General features: G+C 62.1%; 23 protein-coding genes. 11 read left to right on the top strand and 12 right to left on the bottom strand.

Annotated features, from left to right (window positions below; translation table 11 throughout):
• Window positions 1-10 precede the first annotated feature (10 nt).
• From B9Z47_RS08055 to B9Z47_RS08040, 4 genes are all read left to right on the top strand, one after another.
• Window positions 11-850, top strand: coding sequence for a transketolase (locus tag B9Z47_RS08055; RefSeq protein WP_108330682.1), 840 nt, complete (start codon window positions 11-13; stop codon window positions 848-850).
• A gap of 11 nt (window positions 851-861) precedes the next feature.
• A complete protein-coding gene (locus B9Z47_RS08050) occupies window positions 862-1,866 on the top strand; it encodes a transketolase family protein (protein ID WP_108330681.1) in 1,005 nt (334 codons plus the stop codon).
• A gap of 119 nt (window positions 1,867-1,985) precedes the next feature.
• The gene (locus B9Z47_RS08045; RefSeq protein WP_108330680.1) at window positions 1,986-3,293 is read left to right on the top strand and encodes a glycerate kinase; all 1,308 of its coding nucleotides are present in this window, start codon (window positions 1,986-1,988) and stop codon (window positions 3,291-3,293) included.
• 125 nt (window positions 3,294-3,418) lie between these two features.
• Entirely contained in the window at window positions 3,419-4,045 is a 627-nt protein-coding gene (locus B9Z47_RS08040; RefSeq protein ID WP_108330784.1) for a Crp/Fnr family transcriptional regulator, read from the top strand.
• 6 nt (window positions 4,046-4,051) lie between these two features.
• Here B9Z47_RS08040 and B9Z47_RS08035 read toward each other — a convergent pair whose 3' ends face one another.
• From B9Z47_RS08035 to B9Z47_RS08025, 3 genes are read right to left on the bottom strand one after another with little or no spacing between them, the layout of a single operon-like run.
• Window positions 4,052-5,044 carry a tripartite tricarboxylate transporter substrate binding protein gene (locus B9Z47_RS08035; protein WP_108330679.1) on the bottom strand — a complete coding sequence of 331 codons (993 nt, stop codon included), beginning with the start codon at window positions 5,042-5,044 and terminating at the stop codon, window positions 4,052-4,054.
• Between the two features lie 55 nt (window positions 5,045-5,099).
• Window positions 5,100-6,677 (bottom strand): indolepyruvate oxidoreductase subunit beta family protein, encoded by a 1,578-nt coding sequence (locus tag B9Z47_RS08030; RefSeq protein ID WP_108330678.1) that lies wholly within the window; start codon window positions 6,675-6,677, stop codon window positions 5,100-5,102.
• A gap of 22 nt (window positions 6,678-6,699) precedes the next feature.
• Window positions 6,700-8,856, bottom strand: a complete 2,157-nt coding sequence (locus tag B9Z47_RS08025) for an indolepyruvate ferredoxin oxidoreductase subunit alpha (protein ID WP_108330677.1) — start codon at window positions 8,854-8,856, stop codon at window positions 6,700-6,702.
• 95 nt (window positions 8,857-8,951) lie between these two features.
• Here B9Z47_RS08025 and B9Z47_RS08020 point away from each other — a divergent pair, with 95 nt between their 5' ends.
• The 6 genes from B9Z47_RS08020 to B9Z47_RS07995 all read left to right on the top strand — a co-directional run bounded on the left by B9Z47_RS08020 (window position 8,952) and on the right by B9Z47_RS07995 (window position 13,560).
• Window positions 8,952-9,887, top strand: coding sequence for a LysR family transcriptional regulator (locus tag B9Z47_RS08020; RefSeq protein WP_108330676.1), 936 nt, complete (start codon window positions 8,952-8,954; stop codon window positions 9,885-9,887).
• Window positions 9,884-10,219, top strand: coding sequence for a thioredoxin family protein (locus B9Z47_RS08015; protein WP_108330675.1), 336 nt, complete (start codon window positions 9,884-9,886; stop codon window positions 10,217-10,219). The genes B9Z47_RS08020 and B9Z47_RS08015 overlap by 4 nt, the downstream gene beginning before the upstream one ends.
• Window positions 10,220-10,342: 123 nt before the next feature.
• On the top strand, window positions 10,343-10,774 hold the full coding sequence (locus B9Z47_RS08010) for a hypothetical protein (RefSeq protein WP_108330674.1): 432 nt from the start codon (window positions 10,343-10,345) through the stop codon (window positions 10,772-10,774).
• A 109-nt stretch (window positions 10,775-10,883) separates the two neighbouring features.
• The gene (locus B9Z47_RS08005) at window positions 10,884-11,975 is read left to right on the top strand and encodes a PA0069 family radical SAM protein (protein ID WP_108330673.1); all 1,092 of its coding nucleotides are present in this window, start codon (window positions 10,884-10,886) and stop codon (window positions 11,973-11,975) included.
• Between the two features lie 59 nt (window positions 11,976-12,034).
• Window positions 12,035-12,451 (top strand): SRPBCC domain-containing protein, encoded by a 417-nt coding sequence (locus B9Z47_RS08000; protein WP_108330672.1) that lies wholly within the window; start codon window positions 12,035-12,037, stop codon window positions 12,449-12,451.
• Window positions 12,452-12,636: 185 nt separating this feature from the next.
• A complete protein-coding gene (locus tag B9Z47_RS07995) occupies window positions 12,637-13,560 on the top strand; it encodes a LysR family transcriptional regulator (RefSeq protein WP_108330671.1) in 924 nt (307 codons plus the stop codon).
• Window positions 13,561-13,586: 26 nt separating this feature from the next.
• Here B9Z47_RS07995 and B9Z47_RS07990 read toward each other — a convergent pair whose 3' ends face one another.
• The 9 genes from B9Z47_RS07990 to B9Z47_RS07950 form a co-directional block, all read right to left on the bottom strand.
• A complete protein-coding gene (locus B9Z47_RS07990) occupies window positions 13,587-15,188 on the bottom strand; it encodes a sulfatase (protein WP_108330783.1) in 1,602 nt (533 codons plus the stop codon).
• 5 nt (window positions 15,189-15,193) lie between these two features.
• Window positions 15,194-16,174, bottom strand: coding sequence for a tripartite tricarboxylate transporter substrate binding protein (locus B9Z47_RS07985; RefSeq protein ID WP_158271646.1), 981 nt, complete (start codon window positions 16,172-16,174; stop codon window positions 15,194-15,196).
• Between the two features lie 158 nt (window positions 16,175-16,332).
• A complete protein-coding gene (locus B9Z47_RS07980; protein WP_108330669.1) occupies window positions 16,333-16,569 on the bottom strand; it encodes an oxidoreductase-like domain-containing protein in 237 nt (78 codons plus the stop codon).
• Window positions 16,566-17,918, bottom strand: coding sequence for a guanine deaminase (guaD, locus tag B9Z47_RS07975; protein ID WP_108330668.1), 1,353 nt, complete (start codon window positions 17,916-17,918; stop codon window positions 16,566-16,568). Before guaD ends, B9Z47_RS07980 begins: the two co-directional genes overlap by 4 nt.
• A 56-nt stretch (window positions 17,919-17,974) precedes the next feature.
• Complete coding sequence (gene xdhB / locus B9Z47_RS07970; RefSeq protein WP_108330667.1) at window positions 17,975-20,278, bottom strand: xanthine dehydrogenase molybdopterin binding subunit; 2,304 nt, start codon at window positions 20,276-20,278, stop codon at window positions 17,975-17,977.
• Window positions 20,275-21,753, bottom strand: coding sequence for a xanthine dehydrogenase small subunit (gene xdhA / locus B9Z47_RS07965; protein ID WP_369911885.1), 1,479 nt, complete (start codon window positions 21,751-21,753; stop codon window positions 20,275-20,277). The genes xdhB and xdhA overlap by 4 nt, the downstream gene beginning before the upstream one ends.
• 126 nt (window positions 21,754-21,879) lie before the next feature.
• On the bottom strand, window positions 21,880-22,200 hold the full coding sequence (locus B9Z47_RS07960) for a type II toxin-antitoxin system RelE/ParE family toxin (RefSeq protein ID WP_108330665.1): 321 nt from the start codon (window positions 22,198-22,200) through the stop codon (window positions 21,880-21,882).
• Entirely contained in the window at window positions 22,197-22,484 is a 288-nt protein-coding gene (locus B9Z47_RS07955) for a type II toxin-antitoxin system Phd/YefM family antitoxin (protein ID WP_108330664.1), read from the bottom strand. Before B9Z47_RS07955 ends, B9Z47_RS07960 begins: the two co-directional genes overlap by 4 nt.
• A 79-nt stretch (window positions 22,485-22,563) precedes the next feature.
• Complete coding sequence (locus tag B9Z47_RS07950; RefSeq protein WP_146185772.1) at window positions 22,564-23,589, bottom strand: UPF0149 family protein; 1,026 nt, start codon at window positions 23,587-23,589, stop codon at window positions 22,564-22,566.
• A 353-nt stretch (window positions 23,590-23,942) separates the two neighbouring features.
• On the opposite strand from B9Z47_RS07950, the gene B9Z47_RS07945 reads away from it, so the two are divergent.
• Entirely contained in the window at window positions 23,943-24,893 is a 951-nt protein-coding gene (locus tag B9Z47_RS07945; protein ID WP_108330663.1) for a LysR family transcriptional regulator, read from the top strand.
• The last annotated feature ends 12 nt before the right edge of the window (window positions 24,894-24,905 follow it).

The following is a 24,905-nucleotide window of genomic DNA, read 5'->3' as shown; positions in this document are numbered from 1 at the left end:
GAGAAACGCCATGAATTCCGCTCAGGACACCCTGTCCTCCCTTGCCCAATGCGCCTACCGCATCCGCCGCTTTGCCCTGCGCATGGGCGAAGTGCAAGGCCAGGGCTACATTGGCCAGGCGTTGGGCTACGCCGATGTGCTGGCCGTGGCTTATGGCCACGCGCTGAACTTTCGCCCCGAAGACCCCCAGTGGGACGGCCGCGACCGCTTCTTGTTGTCGCACGGTCACTACGCCATCGCGTTTTATGCCGCGCTGATCGAAGCCAAAATCATCAGCGAAGAAGAACTCGAAACCTACGGCAGCGACGACAGCCGCCTGCCCATGTCGGGCATGGCCAGTTACACGCCGGGCATGGAAATGTCGGGCGGCTCGCTCGGCCAGGGCCTGCCGATTGCCGTGGGCATGGCGCTGGCCTTGCGCCACAAGAACAACCCGGCCTTTGTCTACAACTCCATGTCGGACGGCGAGCTGGACGAGGGATCAACCTGGGAGGGCGCCATGGCCGCAGCTCACCACGGACTGGGCAATTTGATCTGCATCGTGGACATCAACAACCAGCAGGCCGATGGCCCTTCGTCTAAAGTGCTGGGCTTTGAACCCCTTGCTGACAAATGGGCATCGTTTGGCTGGCATGTGCAGCGAGTGGACGGCAACCATTTGCCTGCTGTGCTGCGCGCCTTTGACACGGCGCGCCAGTTGACCGAGGCCAAGCCCCGCGTGATCCTGTGCGACACGCTCATGGGCAAGGGCGTGCCCTTCCTCGAAACCCGCGAGAAGAACCACTTCATCCGCGTCGATCCGCCCGAGTGGCAACAAGCCCTGCAAGTGCTGGACGCATCCCACAACTGAGGACACCCAAGATGAACGCCGTCACCGAAAAGAAACCCCGCCTGACCACCTCGGCCATGATCGCCTCGATCGCGTCCGACGGGCAGCGTGTGCAGGCCGCACCGTTTGGAAAGGCCCTGGTCGAATACGCCGCCAACCGCCCCGACATCGTGGGCATGACCGCCGACCTAGGCAAGTACACCGACATGCACCTGTTTGCACAGGCCTACCCCGAGCGCTTTTTCCAGATGGGCATGGCCGAGCAGTTGCTCATGGCCGCCGCTGGCGGTATGGCCAAGGAAGGCTTGGTTCCGTTTGCCACCACCTATGCGGTGTTTGGCACGCGCCGGGCCTATGACTTCATCCACCAGGTCATTGCCGAAGAAAACCTGAATGTGAAAATCTGCTGCGCCTTGCCGGGTTTGACCACCGGTTATGGCCCCAGCCACCAGGCCACCGAAGACTTGGCGATGATGCGCGCCATTCCTGGCCTCACAGTGGTGGACCCTTGCGATGCGCTGGACATCGAGCAGGCGGTGCCGCAAATTGCCGAGCACCAAGGCCCGGTTTACATGCGCCTCTTGCGCGGCAATGTGCCGCTGGTGCTGGACGAGTACAACTACAGATTTGAGCTGGGCAAGGCCAAGATGCTGCGCGAAGGTGCGGATGTGCTGGTGATCTCCAGCGGCTTCATGACCATGCGCACGTTGGAGGTGGCCAAGCAGCTCGAAGCAGACAAGGTCAACGTGGCGGTGTTGCATTGCCCGACCATCAAGCCTTTGGACGAGGCGACGATCCTGGCCGAAGTGCGCAAGCCAGGCCGCATGGTGGTGGTGGCCGAAAACCATTCCATCGTGGGTGGCTTGGGCGAGGCCGTGGCCAGCTTGTTGATGCGTGAAGGGGTGATGCCCACCAAGTTCCGCATGATGGCGTTGCCCGATGCCTTCCTGGACGCGGGCGCTTTGCCCACGCTGCACGACCGCTACGGCATTTCGGCGGAAAAAATGAACAGCCGCATCAAGGCCTGGCTGGCTTGAATAGGCCGCAGATGGCGCTTTCTGCGCATGGTCTGCAGTGTCCGATGGGTGCAGATGGGCTTTTGATTGTCAGGCTACACTGGAATTTGTAGTTTTCTTCGGGCCCATTGACTGTGCAAATGAACGATCCCTCCCAACTGCTTCGTCACCTCTACGACGTGGCTGTGCAACGCGCCTTGCCCCTGCACAACACCGCTGCCCATTTGCCCCCGCCGCCAGACCCTGCCAAGGGCCGCACCCTGGTGCTGGGCGCGGGCAAAGCGGGGGGCGCGATGGCGCAAGCGGTTGAAGCGCTTTGGCCGCAGGACGCCCCGCTGTCGGGCCTGGTGGTCACCCGTTATGGCCACACGCCGCCACGCCCAGAGGGCCTGCCCTCGCGCATCGAGGTGGTCGAGGCTTCGCACCCGGTGCCCGATGCTGCCGGGCTGCAAGCCGCACAGCGCATGCTTGAACTGACAAAAGGCCTGACGGCCGATGACCTGGTGCTGTGCCTGATCTCGGGCGGTGGCTCGTCACTGCTGACCTTGCCTGCCGACGGCATCAGCCTGCAGCTCAAGCAGGACATCAACCGCCAGCTGTTGGCCAGCGGGGCCAATATTTCCGAGATGAATTGCCTGCGCAAGCACCTCTCGCGCATCAAGGGCGGGCGTCTGGCAGCGGCTTGTGCCCCGGCGCGGGTGGTCACGCTGACCATCAGCGATGTGCCGGGCGATGACCCTTCGATCATCGCCAGTGGCCCCACCGTGCCGGATGCCACGAGTTGTGCCGATGCGTTGGCCATTCTCAAGCGCTACGCGATGGCCGTGCCGCCCGAAGTGGAACAAGCCTTGCGCAGCGGTGTGTGGGAAACGCCCAAACCCGGCTCGTCCGTGTTCGATGGACACAGCGTGAACATGATTGCCACGCCGCAGCAATCGCTGGAGGCGGCCGCTCAAGCTGCAAGGGCTCAGGGGCTGAACGCCTACATCCTGAGCGACGAGATTGAGGGCGAATCGCGCGAGGTGGGCAAGGTGCACGCGGCCTTGGCCCGTGCTGCTGCCAAGGGTCTGGGGCCTTTCACCAAGCCTTGCGTGATCCTGAGTGGTGGCGAGACCACTGTGACCATCAAGCCGCAGCCCGCAGGCACGCCCAAAGGGCGCGGGGGCCGGGCCGGCGAGTTCTGCCTGGGCCTGGCGCAAGCGCTGCAAGGCCAACCCGGCGTGTGGGCGCTGGCGGCCGACACCGACGGCATTGACGGTATCGAAGACAACGCGGGTGCGCAGGTGAGCCCAGACACGCTGGCCCGTGCCATGGCGCTGGGCCACAAGGTGGACGAGCATTTGCAGCGCAACGATGCGTATGGTTTTTTTGCGTCCCTGGGTGATCTGGTCATCACCGGGCCCACGCACACCAACGTGAACGATTTTCGGGCGATGCTGGTGCTCTGACCCGCTGAGCCTGCCGGGCATGGGCAGGCTTGTGTGGTCAAGGCCTTGGCCCACCGCGGCTGTTGGGGTGTTATTGATTTGTGTCAAAGCCCCTTGTGCCTGGCTCTGGCACATTCGTGGCCATCATGTTGGATAACTCCCTGCCCCCATCGTCCGAGCCCGTGGCCATTCATGCGGCAGGCACCGTGCTGCTGCACCGTGGCGATGCGGTTGACCGCATTGCGCATGTGCTGCAAGGGCGCGTGGTGTTGGGGGTGATGCTCGATGGCCAAATGGCCCACCAACTGGGTGTGGTTGAAGGTCCAGTTTGGCTGGAAGCTGCTTCGGGCCTCTTGGGTCTGACCCATGCGGTGGACGCCGTGGCTGAAACCGAAGTGCATTTGCAGCAGGTGAGCGTGTCCGATTTTGTGGCCGAAGTGCAGGCGCTGCCCGCGGCTTCGCGCAACTTGCTCATGGACATGGCGCGATCGCAGCGCCAGCAAACCGAGCTGGCTGTGAGCCGCCTGGCCAAAGACGCCGATGCACGGTGTGCCGAATGGCTGTTGCGCCACGCCGAGCCGGTCGACCTGACCGGCAGCCTGGCGGTGAAGCTGACCGAGCGCAAACGCACCATTGCTGCGCAACTGGGCATCGCGCCCGAAACCTTTTCCCGTGTCCTGCGCCATTTGCGCGAGCGCCAGCTCATCAGTGGCGGCGGTCGCGTGCTGGGCCTGCCCAACCCGCAAGCCTTGCGCGAGTTGGCCGGGGTGTGATGCGCTTCAATCTCCGCTGATCTTGCGTTCGCGGATGATGGCACCAAAGCGTTTGGAATCGTCCGCTGCGCGGGCACCGAACTCGGCGGGCGTCAAGGGCAGGGCCTCTCCGCCCAGATTCTGGATGCGGTCTTTCAGCGCTTGCGTGCCCAAAATGCGGTTGATCTCGCGGTTGACGCGGTTGACCACATCGCCTGGCGTGCCCGCAGGCGCGTAAAAGCCGAACACCGAATCGGCATCAAAGCCCTTCAAACCAGCTTCATCCAGCGTGGGCACGTTGGGGAACAGGGGCGAGCGCTTCATGCTGCCCACGGCCAGCAGCTTGAGCTTGCCCGCCCGCACCTGGCCCAGGCCAATGCCCGGATCAAAGTAAAAGTCCAACTGCCCGGCCAGTACGTCTTGCAGCGCGGGCGCTGCACCCCGGTAGGGCACATGCACAGCAAACAGACCGGCCTGGCTTTTCATCATTTCACCGGCCAGGTGGGGTGAGCTGCCGTTGCCTGCGGAGCCGTAAGACAAACGCCCGGGGTTGGCCTTCACATGGGCCAGAAACTCCTGGATGTTGTTGGCCGGGAAGTTGGGCTTGGCCACCAGAAACACCAGCACACGCGCGGCCGATGCCACGGGCACCAGGTCTTTGGCAGGGTCAAAGGGCATGCGGGCGTAAATGTGCGGGTTGACCGAGACCATGCCGCCCGAACTCATGAGCAGGGTGTAGCCGTCGGCCGGTGATTTGGCGACCATCTCGCCGCCCAGGTTGCCGTTGGCACCGCCCCGGTTTTCCACCACCACAGGCTGGCCCAGCGCCTCGCCCAGTGGCACGCCGATGGCACGGGCGATCTGGTCGGCTGCACCACCCGGCGGAAAGTTCACCACGATTTTGACCGGCTTGGTGGGCCAGCTTTGCGCGGCAGCGCTCAGGCACAAGGCAGGGCCGGTGACGATGGCGAGCAGCGCGGTGCTCAGGGCGCGGCGTGAGAAGAATTTGGTTTTATGCATGCGTGTCTCCTTGGGTTTTTTCAAATGCGAGTCATTTTGAAAGTGTGAAGCCAATTCAGGTTTTTTTGAGTCGCGGATTTTTCATCCACAGCACCGGTTGCTCCTTGACCGGACGCGCTGGCGCACCATGTTGCAACAAAGCCTGGTCGAGCGCCTGTCCGGCTTCGTCTTGCAAGGCCGCTTGCCGGATGCGGGCCACGGCCTCAGCTTGCTCGGCCACAGGCACTTTGGAGGCTGGGCCGCACACATGGCGCAGGATGTGCAGCAGGTTGTCCTTGCCGCGTTCGTTGGTGCTGCCGTAACCTTTGATGAGCTGCCCGCAACGCGCCAGTTCCAGGCCCAGCGCGGGTGACTGGCGTGTGGCGCTTTCAATGCCGCCCAGCCACTCTTCGATCAGCGCTTGCTCGGCCTGATAGCGGCTGCCGATTGGGCGCAGGACGCGCAAGCTGGCCAAGATGCGCAAGCTGGCCATGCCCCACAGCGCGTGCCGCGCCACCTTGAGCGGCATGGACCAAGGTACTTTGCCATTGGCCACGCGGGCGCGGTCCCATCGCAGCAACCGGCTGGCCAAGCCTTGCGGCAGCAATGCAGCCAACTCGGGCACGCCGGGCTTGAAGTGGTCGTACACCTTGAGCACATCGCCTTCCTTGGCCTTGACCTCTTGCGTCACGCGGTCCCAGCGGCTGGCGCGGCTTTTCAGGTCGGCCACACGGATGATGTCGTCAAAGGCCATCCACAGGGCCAGCCAGCGGGTGGTCTCGGCTGTGACGGGGCGGCTGGCGTCTTTTGAACTGGCTTCTGCACTGAGCAATCGTTCGAGGCGCTGCGCATACAGACGGGCATAAGCCGGACCTTGGTATTCCACCAAGCGTTGGTGCGCCAGGGCCATCAAGGGGTGCAGCGCTGCTGGAAACTTGGCGGCCACATCTGAAGGCAAAGCCGCCGCTGTAGAGGGCGCAGGCAAAGCCGGCTTCATCACATGCTCCACATACTGGGCCTGTTCGCGTTGGCGCGTCACCAGATCAAAAGCCAGTGCAAAGCCGCGCAAGCTGGCCTTGGCCGAGCTGCTTGGACCCGCCAACACGGCCTCGTAATGCGCCTGCGCAAAAGGCAGTAAGCCACTGCCCGCAATGGCACCCAGCATGACGGCGCTGACCATGGTGCCGCTTTGATGGCACAGGCTGGCCATGTCCATCACATGGTGGCGCAGGCTGTGCGTGGCCACCACGTCGAGCAGCGGTCCTTCGGGGCGGCGACCATCGCCCATGGTCATTTTTTCGGCGGTGGTGAGCGCGCGTGACGAGGCACTGATGACCAGTGTGCGGTCGCTTGAAGCCAGCCCGTTGCCAATTTGGCGTGCGGTCTCCAGCAACTCGGACGACACCAGCGCATCGAGCCTGCCCGGCAGCGGGTTCAGACCCAGCACCGGCAAGCGGCCTTGCAGCTGGCTGTGGGGCAGGGGATAAACCTCCAGGTAATAGGTGGTGGCACCAGTGCGCTGGGCAACGCCGGGGATGGAGGTGGCTTGCGCCGGGTGGCCTGCGTGGCGGGCCACGTCGACCAGCCAGTCGGCCAGCACGCCGCCGCCTTCTCCGCCCAGGGCGCACAGCAAAATCGAAATCGGTTGGGTCATGGTGTGTCTCTGAGTGGTGTGTTCAGGCGGGTTGCAGCCAGCGTGTGGCCAGGCTTTGCCAGCGGGCCCACAGGCGCTCGTGCAGCTTGGGGTTTTGCACCACTTCAGCGCGGTAAAACGAGGGGCACAACGTGGCCGCGTGGGCGTTTTCGCCGCACAGGCCGCAGCCCACGCAGCCGTCGATCACGGTGGCCACCGGGTCGACTTTCAGCGGATCGGGGTTGTCTTTGAGCGTCAAGGTCGGGCAGCCTGACAGCCGAATGCAGGCGTGGTCGCCGTTGCACACGTCTTCGTCCACGCCGTATTTCACGCGCTCCACCCGCTCGCCTTTGGACAACAGAGAGGCCAGCCAGGGCTTGATGCGGCGCTGGCGCTCCAGTTGGCACTCGCCCTCGGCCACGATCACTTTCAGTCCCTGAAATTCGGTGGTGAAGGCTTCGGTCAGCGTGGCCTGCATGTGGCTGACCTCGTAGGTGTGCACCGTGCGCAGCCACTGCACGCCCAGGCCTTTGAGCGTGGACTCGATGGTTTGGTTGGTGTGCACCATGCTCTGGCGCTTGTCGCCCGCCAGTTCTTTGGCGATGTCGGTGGGGGTGTTGATGATGTCCTGTGTGCCCGTGGCCGAGGTGTAGCCGTTTTTGAAGATCAGCAGCACCGCGTCGTCGCCGTTGAACAACGCGCTTTGCACGCCTGTGAGCAAACCGTTGTGCCAAAAACCGCCGTCACCCATCACCGACAACACGCGGCGCTTCATGAGCGGCGACACGCCCGCCCGGCTGGCCAGGCTCATGCCGTAACCCAAGATGGAGTGGCCAAAAGAAAACGGTTCGAAGGTGGCCAGCGCGTGGCAGCCGATGTCGCCCGCGATGTGCACCGGACCCACATCTTGTTGCGCCAGTTTGAGCGCAGAAAACACGGGCCGCTCGGGGCAGCCGATGCACATGCCTGGTGGCCGTGCGGGCACGGGGCTGCCCAAGAGGGTTTGCACTTGCTGGCGGCGCTCGCCGTTGGTGGCCAGCCATTGGCGCGTGGCTTCGGGCACGGCGTTGGCCTGGTGGCGGTCCATGAATTTCAGCAGACCCTGGGCCATGACTTCGGCGGTGTACTCGCCGCCCGAGGGCAGCATGTCTTTGCCATGCAGTGGGGTTTGCAGATCGAGGCGGCGCAGCATCAAGGCCAATTCCTGCTCGATGTATTCGGGCTGGCCTTCTTCGAGCAGCAGCACGGCCGATTTGTCCTTGCAGAAATTCACCAGCTCATCGGGCACCAGCGGGTAGGTCACGTTCAGCACCAGCACCGACAGGCTGGTCACGCCAAAGGCATCGGCCAGGTCGAACTGCTGCAGTGCGCGGATCAGCGTGTTGTACAGACCCCCTTGCACGATCAGGCCCAGGTGGCGGTGGGCCGTGCCCTCAAAGTGTTCGTTCAGGCCTTGCTCGGCAATGTATTGGCGGGCGGCGGGCAGGCGGTGTTCCACTTTGCGCTTTTCCTGCGCAAAGGTCACGGGCGGGTGCGCCAGGCGCATGTAGTTGAAGCCAGCGGGTTCGTCGATCAGGTGCTTTTTGGAGAGTTGGGGGGCTTGGTTGTCCTTGGCCACAAACTGGCCGCGCACATGGCAGGCACGGATGCGCAACTCCATCATCACCGGCATGTTGGACGCTTCGGACAACCGAAAACCGTGCTCCACCATGTTGACCATCTGGCCCAATTCAGGCCGAGGGTCGAGCAGGCACATGCCCGACTTCAGGGCATAGGCGTGTGTGCGCTCTTGAATGACGCTGGCGCCTTCGCCGTAGTCTTCGCCCACCACGATCAGCACGCCACCCGTCACGCCGGGTGAGGACAAATTGGACAGCGCGTCGGCCGCCACGTTGGTGCCCACAATCGACTTCCAGGTCACCGCCCCGCGAATCGGGTAGTGGATGGACGCGCCCAGCATGGCCGCAGCCGAGGCTTCGTTGGAACACGCTTCCACATGCACACCCAGCTCGTCCATGTAGGGCTTGGCCTGCACCATCACATCGAGGAGGTGCGAGACCGGGGCGCCCTGGTAGCCACCCACATAACTCACACCCGATTGCAGCAGGCCCTTGGTGATGGCCAGAATGCCCTCGCCGTGAAAGACCTCGCCCGCGCCCATGCGCAGGGCCTTGATTTCTTCGTGAAATGAAACTTCCAAAGCACGCTCCTTGCGTTGTGGTGCCCGCGTTCAAGGGGCAAAGACCATCTTACGTATAAGTACATAAAATATTCTGAATAAACGGTATGCATTGAATGAATATCAAAGACCTGGACCTGAACCTCTTGCGCTTGTTTGACGCGGTGTGGCGCACGCGCAGCGTGAGCCTGGCCGCGCAGCAGCTGGGCATGTCGCAACCAGCGGCCAGCCAGGGGCTGGCGCGTCTGCGGGCGGTGCTGGGCGACGCTTTGTTCGAGCGCAGTGGTGCGGGCGTTCGGCCCACGCCGCGTGCAGACCGGCTGGCACAGGCGGTGCAACTGGCGCTGGGCACCCTGGAAGACGCGCTCAACGCATCGCAGCTGTTTGACCCGCAGCGCTCGGCCCGCGTGTTGCGCGTGCACTTGAGCGACATTGGCGAAGCGCGTTTTTTGCCCGAACTGGTGCTGGCCTTGCAGCGCCACGCGCCGGGCATGCGGCTCGAAGCCATGCCGCTGCCGCACGACAAAATCGGCCCCGCGTTGGACAACGGCCAGCTGGACCTGGCCATTGGCTTTTTGCCCGAGGTGAGCGACACCTTGCAGCAGCCCTTGCTGAGCGACCGCTATGTGGTGCTGATGCGCCAGGGCCATCCGGTGGCGCGGCGTTGGCGCGACTTGCAAAAAGCGGACACCGAAACCGATACGGCGCAAGAAGTTCTGGCTGAGCTGGAATTTGCCGCCGTGCGCACCCATTCAGACACCTTGCGCATTTTGCAGCTGATGCATTGGCAGCACCGCCTGCGCCTGACGGTGAGCCACTTTTTGTCGCTGCCCGGCATCGTGCGCAGCAGCGACCTGGCGGTGTTGATGCCGCGCAATTTTGCACAAGGCTTTGCCGAGGCGGGCGCGCTGGCCCTGATCGAGCCCGATTTGCCTTTGCGCGATTTCACCGTGTCCATGCACTGGAGCCAGCGCTTTGACAAAGACCCCTGTCTGCAGTGGCTGCGCGCCACGGTGTCCCGACTTTTTTGCACGACCGAAGTGAGTCCATGAGCACTTTCAAACCCTACTTGAGCGCCATCGAAGCGCCCAGCCCGGCCGATGTGCAGGCGCTGCCTGGCCTGACGCTGCTGGAATTTGGCACCGAATGGTGCGGCCACTGCCGCGCAGCCCAAGCCCTGATCACCAAGGCGCTGGCCGATCAGCCACAATGGCAGCATCTGAAGGTGGAAGACGGCCCGGGCCGTGCGCTGGGCCGCAGCTACCGCGTCAAGCTGTGGCCCACTTTGGTGCTGTTGCGCGACGGGCATGAAGTGGGGCGGCTGGTGCGGCCCAGCCAGCCTGAGCCACTGCATCTGCTGTTGAGCCGTTTGAGTGGGCCATGACGCGATCAAGTGTGGGTCAAGAGGGGCTTGTTTTCATGGCGCAAAGCGCCAAGTGGGTGGTGCATTTTTAAGATTGACTTCAGACACGTTGTTCAAGATCCCTTTATTTTTGAGGAATGGACGATGAACCATTTGACCATCGGTGCGTTGACTTTGTTGATCCTGTCCGGTTGCAGCCAGGATGCCCCATGGGACCAAGCCTTGGTGTGTTCTGGCTTTGAACGGGCATCGCCGGTCCAAGCGGCCAGCAGCACGCCCGCCATGCCTTACCGCATCAGCGTGGATGTGCGTCAACGCCATGGAACGATTCAACTCAAATCGCTCAACGCAAGCCCTTGGCATGGCTCGGATGGGAAACTGCATTTCCAATCGCATTTCGCGGGGGGCTGGATGGCGGGTCAGCTTGACGAAAAGTCGGGGGTGATGAACCTGATTTTGGAAAGGCGCTTGGAGGTGGCGGGCGAGCAGCAAAGCACCCGCACAGTGGGTGAATACGCCTGCGTTGCTGCCACAGGCCCTTTGCTCAAGGGCGCTAGCGTGTCACCTCGGGCTTGAGGCCTGCGGCGTTTTTGGCTGGCGTCTGCGCCGCCAACGCTGGGGCGATGTCGACTGTGCTTGAATTTTTCCACACCTGGCGGCTAAAAACTGTATAAAAATACAGTTCATGACATCCCCCCAGATTCTCGTTCCGATTTCTGCCATCAAAGGCCGGGGCAGTGCCACGCGCTTGGCGCACCGGTTTGAACGCGACGGGCGCGAACCGTTTGACGACGGTTGGGCCGACCCATCGCAGACGGATGACGACGCCCCGCGCATCGCCACCACCTGGAGTTGGGAAGACGCCAAAAGCGCCATCAGCCGAAACACCTCGCCCGACATTGGCTTTGACCTGTCCATCAACCCCTATCGGGGCTGTGAGCATGGTTGCAGCTATTGCTATGCTCGCCCGTCGCACAGCTATCTGGGCCTGTCGCCTGGGCTGGACTTTGAAACCCGGCTGATCGCCAAACGTGGGCTGGCCGATCAGCTGGTGCACGAGCTGGCCAGTTCGCGTTACAAGCCCGCCATGATGGCGCTGGGCACCATCACCGACGCTTACCAGCCGCTGGACCGCGAACTGCGCCTGACCCGCGAGGTGCTGCAAGTGCTGCACGACTGTCATCACCCCATGTCGGTGGTCACCAAGGGCAGCGGCATCGAGCGCGACATCGACTTGCTCGCACCCATGGCCGCACGCGGACTGGCGTGCGTGTACGTGAGCGTGACCACGCTCGACGCCGACCTGGCCCGCCGCATGGAGCCCCGCGCAGCGGCCCCTTGGCGGCGCTTGCGCACCATCCGCACGCTGGCCGATGCGGGCATTCCTGTGGGCGTGAGCGTGTCGCCGCAAATCCCGTTCATCAACGACGACATGGAGCAAGTGCTGGCCGCTGCCCGCGACGCCGGGGCCAGCAGCGCGTTTTATGTGGTGCTGCGCCTGCCGTGGGAGTTGTCGCCGCTTTTCAGGCAATGGCTGGACCTGCATTACCCCGACCGCGCTGCCCGGGTGATGGCCCGCATGCACGACCTGCGCGGCGGCAAGGACTACGACGCCAACTTTGCCACCCGCCGCAGCGGCCAGGGCATTTGGGCTGATTTGATCGCCCAGCGTTTTGACAAGGCCTGCAGACGGCTGGGCCTGAACGGCCAGCGGCCGCTGTGGAATCTGGCAGATTTCAGGCCGCCATCGCCAGTGGGGCAGATGGGCTTGTTTTGAAACCAGGGAGAATTCAAGTTGTGGTTTACTTGAATGACAGTTTTCCAAGAGTTTGCCCCATGAACACCTTCCAGAGCAGCCGTCATTTCGCCCATACCCCGCAGGCTATTTTTGCTGCCATCCAGAGTCCCGAGCGGCTGGCCCGCTGGTGGGGGCCGAGCGGGTTCACCAACCAGTTCGAGGTCTTTGACTTTCGTGATGGCGGCCACTGGGTGTTTGACATGGTCGGGCCGGACGGCACCCGCTACGCCAACGAGTCGGTGTTCGCCAAGATCGAAGCCGACCACCAAGTGGTGATTGACCACACTTGCGCGCCCTTGTTCAGGCTGACCATCACGCTCGAGCCAGAGGGCAATGGCACGCGGGTGCACTGGCTTCAGGTGTTTGACGATCCGGCGTTTGCGCAGGCCATGAAGCACATTTTGGAGCCTGCCAATGCGCAGAACCTGGACAGGTTGGCGCTGGAGTTGGGTTGACCGTGCCAAAGCGCTCACTTTTTGATGGCACGCGCCATGACACTTTTCGGTGCCGGTATTGAAAGCGCCCTTGCCCTTGCAATTTGGCGTGAGCGTGTTGCATACGCAGTGATCGGCAGATCCATGAGGCCAGCGCACAGACGGGGGCACCAGGGTGTTGACATGTATTCACATCAGCAGAGCATATGAATTTCAGGCAGCTGTGGTATTTGCAACTTGTCATTTCGCAGGGCAGTTTTGCGGGTGCAGCAAAAGCAGCGAATGTGTCACAACCGGCCATCACACAGGCCATGCAGGCGTTGGGAAAGTCGTGTAAAGCCCCTTTGTTTGAAAAGGTGGGACGCCAGATGCGGCCGACCGATGCCGCACTGGCGATTGCCTCGCAAGTCACCGATTTTCAGGCGCATTTAGAGCGTCTGATGCGGTCAGCGGCGGTAAAAGATGTGCCCTTGGCTCGCACATTGCGCGTGGGCATGGCACCTGCCGCCGCACTCGTTTATGGCGCTGCCATTGAGGGGTTGTGGCGGCAGCTTGAACCCGAAGGACTTTTGCAGATTGTCAGCAGCAGCGCGCCAGAGCTCTTGGCGGCGTTGCAAGGCGGTGAGCTTGACCTGGTGGCAGCACCCCGTCCAAGGCGTTACCAAGCAAGTGGGCTGCATCAGCATGCGTTGCACATGAGCATGCCCACGATTTATGCGCGCAAGGGGCACCCCTTGTTGGCGGCCACCTCCTTGCAAGACATCCAATCTGCTGGCTGGGCTGTCTCAGGGCGCGGCGGCACAGCAGGCAATGTGATCGAGGAGGCATGTCGCGTGCGCCGAATGCCTGCACCGCGCATCCAGGTTCAGTGCGCAGACTACATGACGCTGTTGGACCTTGTCGCCCGCAGCGACATGCTCTGCGTGGTGCCTCACCCGGTGTTGATACCGGCGCATCAACTGCAAAGCGTGTGCGCTTTGAAAGTGCGCGAGGGTTTGCCTCGGTATGAGGTGTGCCTTTTTTGGAGGGTCAACGGGCAAGCTTGCAACCGCACAGCGATCGCTGCGATTGTGGCTGCACTGAGTGAGCGCGACGGCTCACCGTTGTCATCGCTTGAGATGCCGCCTTAGCCCGTTGCTTGCTCTGGGCTCGCAGCTCAGGCAATGCGCTTCGGATTCGGACTGCTGTCACTGTGTTCCATCAGGAGCTGTACCAGTTTTTGCATGAGCGTCCATTGGATGGTTTGCGCCTGCGGTGCATGCCACAGGTTGTGCTTTTCCAGCGGGTCGGCTTGGAGGTCGTAGAGTTCGCCCCAGTCACCCTCGGCGAAGACGCTCATGCGGTGCGTGTCGGTCACGACCGTGCGAACTTTGACGGGCCTCTCAAACCCCAGGTAGGCGCGTTGCTGGTTTTCTTCAATCAGCACCGCATCACGTCCCGTCAGGACGACCTCGCCGGATGGGCTGAACAAGGGCTTGCCTTGCACACCATTGGGCGCTGCGATGCCCGCGCGGTGGATGATCGCTGCACCCAGATCGATGGACGAGGTCAGGTCCTGGCGGGACGCCATGTGGCCATCGCCCCTAGAAGGTTCGCGCCAGATCATCGGGACGCGGATCAGTCCTTGGTAATGCAATGGGCCTTTCAAGACGATGCCGTGGTCGCCCATCAGATCGCCATGGTCTGATGTAAAGATCACCACCGTGTTGCTGTCTGCACCGCAGGCCTTGAGTGTCTGCATGACCATGCCGATGCGGTCATCGATGTTCGTGATCATCCCGTAGGTGAGCGCCGTGATCTCCTGCACTTCGCGTGCTGTGGCAGCAAACAGGCGCGGCCCATCGAGTTTGGCTTGGCCGGCATCGCGCTCGTCCATCAGCCAACGCACATGGGGTGCCATGTCGTCGGTGACACCCAGCGTTTGCGGTACCGGCATGTCTTGCGGCTTGTACATGTCCCAGTAGCGCCCTGGTGGCGTCCAGGGATGGTGCGGGTCTGGAAAAGAGCACATCACCGCAAACGGTTGCTCAGGGTGTTCTGTCACATGGCGTTGTATCCACTGGCTGGTCTGCTCGGCAATGTAGTGCGTGGGGTAAGTGAACTCGTCCAGCTGCGTTTTCCAGGCCTGAGGCGCGACATAGCGCGGGTCGCGTTCACCGTGTTCCCGACCGAGGCGCTGGGCCTTTTCCGGATGTTCCGCTTGCAGCCAGCGCAACCAGTCGCCAAAGCATTCATCCGCATGGTGGTTGCACAGGACAACGTCCTGGAAGCCGTAGTACGGTAAGTTGATTTTGTGCTCGGGGTCTTGCCAGCTTGAGCGCAACTCCTGCTCATAGGCGGCGGCATCCGGCGACTCGCGCCGCGCTTCGGCGTAAAGCCCGGACTTTTCGGTATTCGGCAGCTCAATGGCCGGGGGCAGCAGTGGCGGTTTGTCCTCCATGTTTTGCAAATGGCTTTTGCCAATGAAACCGGTGTGGTAGCCGAATTCGGCCAGCAGGTCTGCAAACGTCACCGACTCCAGCGGCAGCGGAACGCCATTGCTTCGTGCGCCATGCACCGAAGGCATTCGCGACGTCATGATCGATCCCCGGTTGGGCATGCACACGGGGTTGGCAACATAAGCGCGGTCGAACCGGGTGCCGTTTTGAGCGAGCGCGTCAATGTGGGGCGTCTTCACCTGCGGATTGCCGTAGCACCCGAGGTGATCGGCGCGGTGCTGGTCCGTGATGAAAATCAGGAAGTTCGGTTGGGTGGTCATCACGCTCACTCGCTTGCTATTTTTTTGGCGCGAATCAGGGCGGCCCATTTCGCTTGATCTCGGGCCATCCACTGCTCTGTTGTTTTGGCGTCCAGATTGAGCGTGTCCACGCCCTGGGTGTTCAGGTTCTTCTGTACATCGGCATCGTTGAGTGCGGCTTTAAGTGCTTCATCCAGTTTGACCGCAATGTTTTGCGGCAATCCCGCAGGGGCCATGACGGACCACCAAACAGCGGTTTCGCTGCCCAACTGACCGATGCCCAGTTCAGCAAAGGTGGGCACGTTGGGCAGTGACGGCAGTCGTTTGCTGCCCGTCACAGCCAGCATCAGTAACTCTTTCCGCGTGGCGTTTTGCAGGGCAACGGGCGTCCCGACGAACAACATGTCGATTTGTCCCCCGATCAAATCGGTCATCGCAGGTGCGGCGCCTTTGTAAGGCACATGCACCAGGTCAATGCCTGCCTGATTTTCAAAAAGCGCACCGATCAAATGCGACGGGGAGCCGTTCCCGGCTGAGCCAAAGGTGAGCGCACCGCGTTTTCCCTTGGCCTGAGCCAACAGGGTTTTCATGTCGGGCAGACCCTTGGACGCGTTCACGACCAAAACGTTGGCCTGCGCCGCCACCAAACGCAGCGGTGTGAAGTCTTTGCGTGCGTCGTAACCGACGTTGGGGGTCAGCTGTGGCTGAACGGTCAGCGCCGCATCGCCAGCAAACAAGAGCGTGTAACCGTCGGCTTGTGCTTTGGCGACTTCTCTGGTTCCTATGGCGCCACCCCCACCGGCACGGTTATCGACAATGACCTGTTGGCCCAGCGTTTTGGACAGACCTTGGGCGATGATCCGGGCCAGGACATCGGTCGGGCCACCGGCCGCAAAACTCACCACCAGTTTGACCGGTCGTGCGGGATAAGTCTGTGCGGTGGTGACGGCAGGCAGGGCGAACAAGCCCGCCAGAACAAGGGCCATGAATCTGCGTTGTGTCTGCATCGGTGTCTCCATTGATGGCTTGAAAGAGACCAATTATTTGGCAGCAAACCCGATGGCCCATGGTTGCAGTCAGGCGAAACATTATTTTTACTTATGTATGGATGTCATCTTGACCTGTGCATGACCCACAACCAACAGGCCCATGGCCTGATTTGTACTCAGCCCGCCAACAAGGCCCCAGCGTCTTCGTACCAGAACATCAGCGCGGCGTCGTAGCTTTCCCACACGCAGCCGTTGCAGCCGCGCCCGCAGCACGAGGTGGGTTCGGGTGGCGGTTCGCGGAAATCGTGTCCAGCAGCCTGCAGGCGCTCCTGAAATTGTGCAATGCCCCGGCGCACGGCTGCGCGCTGGGTCTGGTAGGGGTCGATGATGGGGTGCTCGTTGCCTTCGGTCATGCCCGATTGTCGGTCAAGGTTTGGCCCTGCACCACCGTGTGCGCAATCAGCCGCTCATCCCCCAGCACGATCATGGCGAACAGCCATTCGGCCAGGGTTTCGGTTTGCGCGGTGCGGCGCGCCAGCAGGGGGGTGGCCTTCGGGTTGAGTACCACGAAATCCGCCTCGCAGCCGGGCAGCAGGTTGCCTACCTTCCCGTCCAGGTCCAGCGCGGCGGCGGCGCCTGCCGTGTGTTGCCACCACAGGTGTTCGGGCGACAGGCTGATGCCGAGGCGCCCCACGCCTTGACTTTCTACACGCTGCCGTGCGACCGTGTAGGCCGCGTGCATGGTGTGAAAGGGGCTGAAGCTGGTGCCGCCACCCACATCGCTCGCCAAGCCATAGCGCAGACCGGCCGCGTCTGAGGCAGCGTAGTCGAAGAACCCACTGCCCAGAAACAGGTTGCTGGTGGGGCTGATGGCGGCGGTTGCCCCCACTTCGGCCATGCGGCGGCGGTCGGCTTCGTCCATGTAAATGCAGTGCGCGTAAACCGAGCGCTGGCGCAATAGGCCGGCGCGGTCGTACACGTCCAGATAACTGCGCGCCTCGGGAAACAGTTCTTTCACCCAGCGGATTTCATCCAGGTTTTCGGCCACATGCGACTGAATCCACACATCGGGGAATTGTTGTGCGATCTCGCCCGCGCCGTGCAGCTGCTCAGTGCTGCTGGTGGGCGCAAAGCGGGGCGTGATGGCGTAACCCAGGCGGTCCACGCCGTGCCAGAGGTGGATCAGGTCTTCGGTTTGGCGCAGGCTGAGCTGCGTGTCGGTGTCGCGCAGGCCGTCGGGGCTGTGGCGGTCTTGCAGCACTTTGCCGGTGATCATGCGCAGGTGGCGCTTTTGCGCCTCAGCCATGAACACATTCACCGACTCGGGGTGTGCGGTGGCAAAGCACAAGGCGGTGGTCACGCCGTGACGCATCAGCTCATCCAGAAAGAAGCTGGTCACTTCATGTGCGTAGGCAGGGTCAGAAAACTGCTTTTCGTGCGGAAAGGTGTAGTGCTCCAGCCAGGGCAGCAAGCCGTCGGCGGGCGAGCCGATCACGTCGGTTTGCGGGTAGTGGATGTGCAAATCGACAAAGCCGGGTGCGATGCACAGACCCGGCCAGTGGGTGGTGGGCAGGTCAGGGTATTGCGGTGCCAGGTCTCGGTAGGCACCGATGGCTTGGATGCGCACGATGCCGTCGGCCTCACGCGCTGTCACCAGCAGGCCGTCGGTTTCGTGCTGGGCGTGGGGGCTTTGCGGATCAGGAAACCACAACAGACCAGCGTGCCAGCCTTGCAAATGGTTAACAGAGGGATGGGCCGTCATCGGTGGATCAATTCAAGTCAAATTAATGGGGATCTGACTCCCATTCAAAGAAGCCGTCATGGGGCAAGGATAGCGTTCAACACGCGCTCGGGTGTGGCAGGGGTGTCGAGGTGTATGGGGGTGTTGCCCGGGCGGGTGGCAACGATGGCGTCGCGCAGCGCTTCGAACACGCTGATGGCCAACATGAAGGGCGGCTCGCCGACGGCTTTGCTGCCGCCCACGTTGTCTTCGCGGTTAGCCTCGTGCCAGAGGTCAATGTTCAGCTGCGCGGGCATGTCGGCGGCGGTGGGGATTTTGTAGGTGCTGGCACCCTTGGTGAGCAACTCGCCCTTGGCGTTCCACACCAGCTCTTCGGTGGTGAGCCAGCCCAGGCCTTGCGCAAAACCGCCTTCGATTTGGCCGATGTCGATCTCGGGGTGCAGCGAATGGCCCACGTCGTGCAGGATATCGGTGCGCAGCACGCGGTACTCGCCCGTCAGTGTGTCGATGGCCACTTCGCTGCAGGCCGCGCCGTAAGCGAAGTAATAGAAGGGCCTGCCGGTCAGGGTCGTGCGGTCGTAATGGATTTTGGGCGTGGCGTAAAAGCCGTCGCTCCACAGCTGCACGCGCTGGCCGTAGGCGTATTGCACAGCCTCGGTGAAGCTGCGCTGGCGTGCGGGTGTGATGACTTGCCCGCTTTCAAAACGCACGTCGTCTGCCGAGCACTCATCGGCCTTGGCGATGCAGGCTGCGATGTTCTGGCGCACTTGCATCGCCGCATTTTCTGCGGCGCGGCCATTCAGGTCGGTGCCGCTGGACGCCGCCGTGGCGCTGGCGTTGGCCACCTGGTCGGTGTCGCTGGCGCTGGCTTGCACTTGGGCTGCGGGCAAGCCCAGCACACGGGCCACCAGGCCACACACCTTGGTGTGCAGGCCCTGGCCCATTTCGGTGCCGCCGTGGTTCACGCGCACGCTGCCGTCGGTGTAGACCGAGACCACGGCACCGGCTTGGTTGAACTGCGTGGCGGTGAAGCTGATGCCGAACTTGACCGGGGTGAGCGCCAGGCCTTTTTTGATCACGCTGTGCTGGGCGTTCCAGTCGGTGATGCTTTGCCGCCGCGCACGGTAATCGCAGCGCTCGGCCAGTTGCGTCATCAGTGGGTACAGGATGTTGTCTTCGACCTTCATGCCGTAAGGCGTGGTGTCGCGCTTGTTTTCACCATCCGCCACACCGTACAGGTTGGCCAGGCGCACATCGAGCGCGTCCAGCCCCAGGTGCCTGGCGATGTCGCCCATGACGGTCTCGATGAGCAGCACGCCCTGCGGCCCGCCAAAGCCGCGAAACGCGGTGTGGCTTTGGGTGTGCGTCTTGCAGCGGTGCGAGGTGATGTGAAGGTCGCTTAAAAAATAAGCGTTGTCGGTGTGAAAGATCGCCCGGTCGGCCACCGGGCCGCTCAAGTCGGCGCTGTGCCCGCAATGGACCAGTTGCACCGAATCGAGCCCCAGCACACGGCCAGCCGCGTCAAAGCCCACTTGCCAGTCGTGGCTGAAAGGGTGGCGTTTGCCGGTGATCAGGATGTCGTCGCCCCGGTCCAGCCGCATCTTGACTGGCCGACCGAATTTGTGCGCGGCTAGCGCGGCCCACACGGCCAAATGCCCGGCCTGCGTTTCTTTGCCGCCGAAGCCGCCCCCCATGCGGCGGCACACCACGCGGACCTGCGACAGCGGGATGTGCAGCGCATGCGCCACCCAGTGCTGCACCTCGCCCGGGTGCTGCGTGCCGCTGTGGATCAGCCAGTGGCCGTTGTCTTGCGGGATGGCGTAGGCGATTTGGCTTTCCAGATAGAAATGTTCTTGCCCGCCGATCTCCAGTGAGCCTTGCAGGCTGTGCGGCGCTTTTGCCAAGGCCTGCGCCGCATCACCGCGCTGCACCGTGACCTGGGGCAGCACAAAGCTGCCCGCTTGCAGGGCCTCGCGGGCGTGCAGCAGCGGTGGTTCTTGTGTGGTTTGCAGCCGCATCTGGCGGGCGGCTTGGCGCGCTTGGGTGTGGCTGTTCCCCACCACCAGGCCCATGACCTGGCCCACATGCATGAGCTGTGGCCCGGCAAAGATGGTTTCGTCGTGCACAAAGGTGGCCAGCAGCGGGTCACCGGGGATGTCTTGCGCGGTGACCACCCCTGCCACACCGGGCGCGGCCAGTACCGGCTGCAAGTCCATGGCGATCAGCTGCGCATTAGCCAGGGGGCTCATCAGCGGCGCGGCGTGCAGGGTGCCCTCGACCAGCGGCAGGTCGTCGATGTAGCTGGCACGGCCTTGTACCTGCGCGGTGGCACTTTCGTGGAAGCGGTGGGTGCTGCTGGTTGTGTTGGATGGCGCGTTCATGCGAGTGCCTCCAGTCGAACGGTGCTGTGCCCGGTGCTCTCCAACCAAGCGCGGCGCAGCAATTGGCCCAAGATGGTTCGGCGGAAATCGGCGCTGGCGCGCAAATCGCTGAGCGGTGAAAACTCTTGTGCGATGGTTTGTTGTGCCGCTGCCAGAGTGGCTTCGTTCCAAGGCTGGCCGATCAGCGCGGCCTCGGTCTGCACCGCCCGTGCGGGCGTGGCGGCCACACCGCCTGCGCCGATGCGTGCTGCCGTGATGCGCCCGTCTTGCACATGCAACTGCACCGCCAGGCACACGGCCGAGATGTCGTCTTCTTGCCGTTTGGACACCTTGTACGCTCCCAGCCATTCGCCGGGTGCAGGACGCGGCACCACCACCCAAGCCAGCACCTCGTCGGCCGCCAGCAGGCTTTGGCGGTAGCCGGTGTAAAACTGGTCCAGCGGCACATGTCGGTGCACAGCGCGCCCTTTTCTCCAGGCCATCAGCACCACCTGTGCGCCCAGCGCGATCAACAGCGGCATGCTGTCGCCAATGGGTGAGCCGTTGGCCACATTGCCGCCCAGCGTGCCCGACTGGCGCACCGGCCAGCCCGCAAAGCGCTCGCCAAACGGCGCGATCACGGGCCGGTCAGCGGCCAGCGCTTCAAACGCGTCTTGCAAATTCACGGCTGCGCCAATCGCGATGTGCTGCGGGTAATGCTCCACCCGGCGCAGCTCGGCCACGCGGGTCAGGTCAATGATCTGCGGCATGCGGCGCAGGCCCTGGGTGATCCACAGCCCGGCATCGGTGGCCCCGGCGATCAATTGCGCCTGGGGGTGTTGGGCGCGGGCTTGCAGCAAAGCGGGCAGGGTGGTGAGTCGTTGGTAATCGCCGCTGGGCTGTTCAGTTGTGGCCATGGTTTGCAGTGCGGCCAGAATGCGTTCTTCGTCAATGGCTTGCGCGGGCTCGGCCTGCAGGCTGCACGCAGCCTGCACGATGGGCCGATAGCCAGTGCAGCGGCACAGATTGCCCGACAAGGCTTCATGCGCGCTGTGGCTGTCCACAGCCAGACCCTGCGCCACAGTGCGCTGGTAAAGCGCAAACAGGCTCATCACAAAACCGGGCGTGCAAAATCCGCACTGAGAGCCGTGGCACGCGACCATGGTTTGCTGCACCGGGTGCAGCGTGCCGTCGCTCTTGGCCAGATCGGCGGCCGTCCACAGTGCCAGGCCGTCGATGGCATGCGCGGGCTTGATGCAGCTGTTGACAGCGCGGTACTGCAAGCGCCCGTTGACGGCTTCTGCCACCACCACGGTGCAGGCCCCGCAGTCGCCTGCGGCACAGCCCTCTTTGGTGGCCGTCAGGCGCAGGTCCTCGCGCAGCAGGTCGAGCAGGGTGCGATCGGGGGGAACGTGATGGCGCTCGACCACCGCATCGCGGTGCCAAAAGCGCAGGGGCGTTTCGAAAAGTGGAGATTGGGCGGGTTTCATGGGCATCGTCCTGTGCGTGCTTCATGCTAGTACAAACCCCTCTGGGCCCTATGCAAAATTTCAGATACTCGATATGGGAGTGCAAGCATGGTTTGTGGCGCTTGCAACGCGATGCTTGCTTGACCACCAGACTTATCGCCTGAACAAACGCCGCAACAACAAATCCTGAAAATCTTGTGCTTGCCCGGCCACGGCATAAACATAAGTGTGGCCATCCACTTGTCGGTACAGCAGTCGGTGGTGTGAGGACAGCACGGTTCGGTAGTCTGTGATGCCCACGCTGCCCAGCAGGGGGACCACTGGGCCGGTCATCAAGCCCGAGTCGACACGCGCCAGCTGGGCAAAGATGTCCTCTTCAGCGGCAGCCCACAAATCATGCGTCCAGCGATCCAGCATGTAGTCCTGCAACTCGAGCAGATCGGCCTGCGCATCGGGCAGGATGACGATGGTCATGCTTGCGGTTTGGCTGACTGGCGGCGCTGGGCCAGTTGGGCGCGGGCCTCTTGCACCGACAGGCCCAAGCCGGCTTGTCGGTCTTTTTCTCCCAGGGCCAGCAGTTTGAGCAAAGCGATCAGGTCTTCTTTGTCCTGGTATTGCCGTACGCCCTCAATCACCATGGCGGCTTCGCCGTTTTGCGTGATGATGTAAGGCGCACCGTTGGCCGCCACGTCTTCGGATATTTGCGCGGCGTGGCTTTTGAGGTATGAAATAGACCGAATGTGTTCGCGGGCTTGCATGGCGTTTCCTTGGGTTCGACTGAATTTATCCCTGAATTCAGTCCGGGTCAAGGTGGTTTTTTGTCCCAGCGGAAAATAGTCAGTGCAACTCTGCGGCTGATCCACAGCATTTCTTGAACTTCTTACCACTGCCGCAAGGGCAGGGCTCGTTGCGGCCGACCTTGGTACGCAAGCGTTGGGACGTATCTCGCTCGTGGATCGCTTCGCGCAGTGGCAGCCAAAAGGCGTGGATGTTGACCAAGCTGCTTTCAATTTGCTGGGCCAGTTGTTCGCGCTGCTCGGGGGTTTTGGTCAGTTCGTCCTGATCGGCAGAGAAGCTTTCTTCACCCAGCAAGCCAATGGGCCTGTACCACTGCTGGCCTAGCGGACTGTCGAACAAGGGCTTCCAAGCAGCACGGTTCAGTGCCACACCTTCGGTAAAGCCGTAGGCCCAGCCTTCCGCATTCTCAAACTCGCCGATGTCATATTCGTATGTGCCCCAGCACGGTGCCACAAACGGTGGCTTTTGCTCAAAACCAGAAATGATGCTGTTGTAGTGACGCATGACCAGACCCATGATGTGGTTGAGTTGGTCCATGTTGTCCATGGGCGGCATCATGGCGCTGTCTTCGCCCCAGACTTTGGGCAGCCATTGACTGGGCATGATGGTTTGCGGCCCGATGGCCAGGGCATGCAAATACCCGTCCATTCTGTCCAGCGTCATGGCTTCGTCGTTGTCCACGCCATAAAGCAAGAACCGATCGAGTTCTTCAAGCTCTTCGTCGGACAGTGGCGCCATCATGTCTTGCACTTCTTGGGCTGTGGGTTGAATTTTTCCCTGTGTCAGGGCTTTCAGCAACGCCGGTTCTACGGCTTTGGCCTTGTGGTGGGCCTTGGTGATGAAGTTGCCAATGCCTTCGGTCTCGATGGTCATGAAGGCTTCTTCCAGCGCTTGCTTGTCCGTTTCAAACAGGTCATCCCACACGGTGGAGGTGCCCTGTTCATCCACCACTTCAAGGCTCCACTGGGTATCTGGGAGGCGGTAAATCAGAACGCGCAGGCTGTGGCCTTCAGCGCTGTAGGTCTGTGTCAGTGGGGAGTGGATGATGTCGATGTCTTCTGTCATGTGTCACATCATAAAAGGAGGAAGTTTGTCGAACGATGCGCCGGTCTTGTCAACATTTGAGGCAATGGTTTTTTGAGACTTTGATTTTCAAGGAAAGGACAGCAATTCCTGGCCATTCAAGGGCTGGAAGATGCGCCCATTTTTGCCTTGGGATTCATCACCATGGCTGGTGTTACATTCGCCTGCATTCCATCAAAGTCCCGGGTCAACCACGGGGCAGACCTTCACTGAGAAAAACACAGAGACAAAGGCTTGGGTGTGATCGATTCATTAGCACGTATGGCATTCAAAAGTTCCGGGGTTAACCCTGAAATTGGCGTGTGCCAAGCCATAAGGTCTATCTGGATTTTGATATGAAGCAGCCGCATCTTTTCGACAAGATCGACCTTCAACTCATTCGGACCCTTCACACCTTGCTCATCGAACGCAGTGTCTCCAAAACCGCCATGCGCCTGGGCCAGCAGCAGCCTGCCGTGTCCGTGGCGCTCAAGCGCCTGCGCGAGCTGACGGGCGACCCGATTTTGGTGCGTTCGGGCACCGGCATGGTGCCCACCGATGTGGGCTTGCGCATGCTGGGGCCTGTCACGCAAATCTTGCAATCGGCCGAAAATTTGTTTTCGCCCGCTCGGGCGTTTGATCCGGCCCACGCGCAAGAGACATTTCGCATTGCCGCCAGCGACACGCTGGACCCGCTGTTTTTGCCCTCGGTCATGGCCCGCATCAAGTCATTGGCGCCGGGCTGCCGGGTCGAGGTGCATGCCTTGTCGGCGCAGGCGCAATACGCGCACGATCTGGGCCAAGGCCTGATCGATGTGGTGATCGGCAACTGGGCTCAGCCCAGCGAGGAGCTGCACCGCGCCCAGTTGTTTGAAGACGACATCATGTGCTTGGTCAGCAGCAAACACCCAGCGGTGCGCCGGGGCTGGACGCAAGAAGACTGGTTGGCCTGTGAGCACATTGCGCCCATGCCGGCCTATCCGGGTTGGCGCGGCGTTATCGACGAACATCTGGACCGTCTGAATCTGTCGCGCCACATTGCCGCACGCTGCGCCCACTTTGGCCTGATGCCGCGCATGGTGGCATCGAGTTTGCTTGTGCTGACCACGGGGCGACACTACTGCCAGCGATTTTTGGAGGGCGACGTGCCTTCGGGCTTGGCCTTGCTGCCGTGCCCGGTGCCTTTTCCCAAGATGGTCTATTACCAGCTTTGGCACGAACGCAGCCACAACGCCGAGTCGGCCCGGTGGCTGCGAGAACAGGTGAAAATCAGTGCTTTGCAGTTGTCCCTGCCCGCGTCTTCCTGAATCTTTCTGAAC

The sequence above is a fragment of the Limnohabitans sp. 2KL-1 genome (assembly GCF_003063435.1).
In the GTDB taxonomy this organism is placed as follows: Bacteria; Pseudomonadota; Gammaproteobacteria; order Burkholderiales; family Burkholderiaceae_C; genus Limnohabitans_A.
The sequence above is the reverse complement of the archived record's forward strand: the minus strand, read 5'-3'. Positions and strand labels throughout refer to the sequence as shown.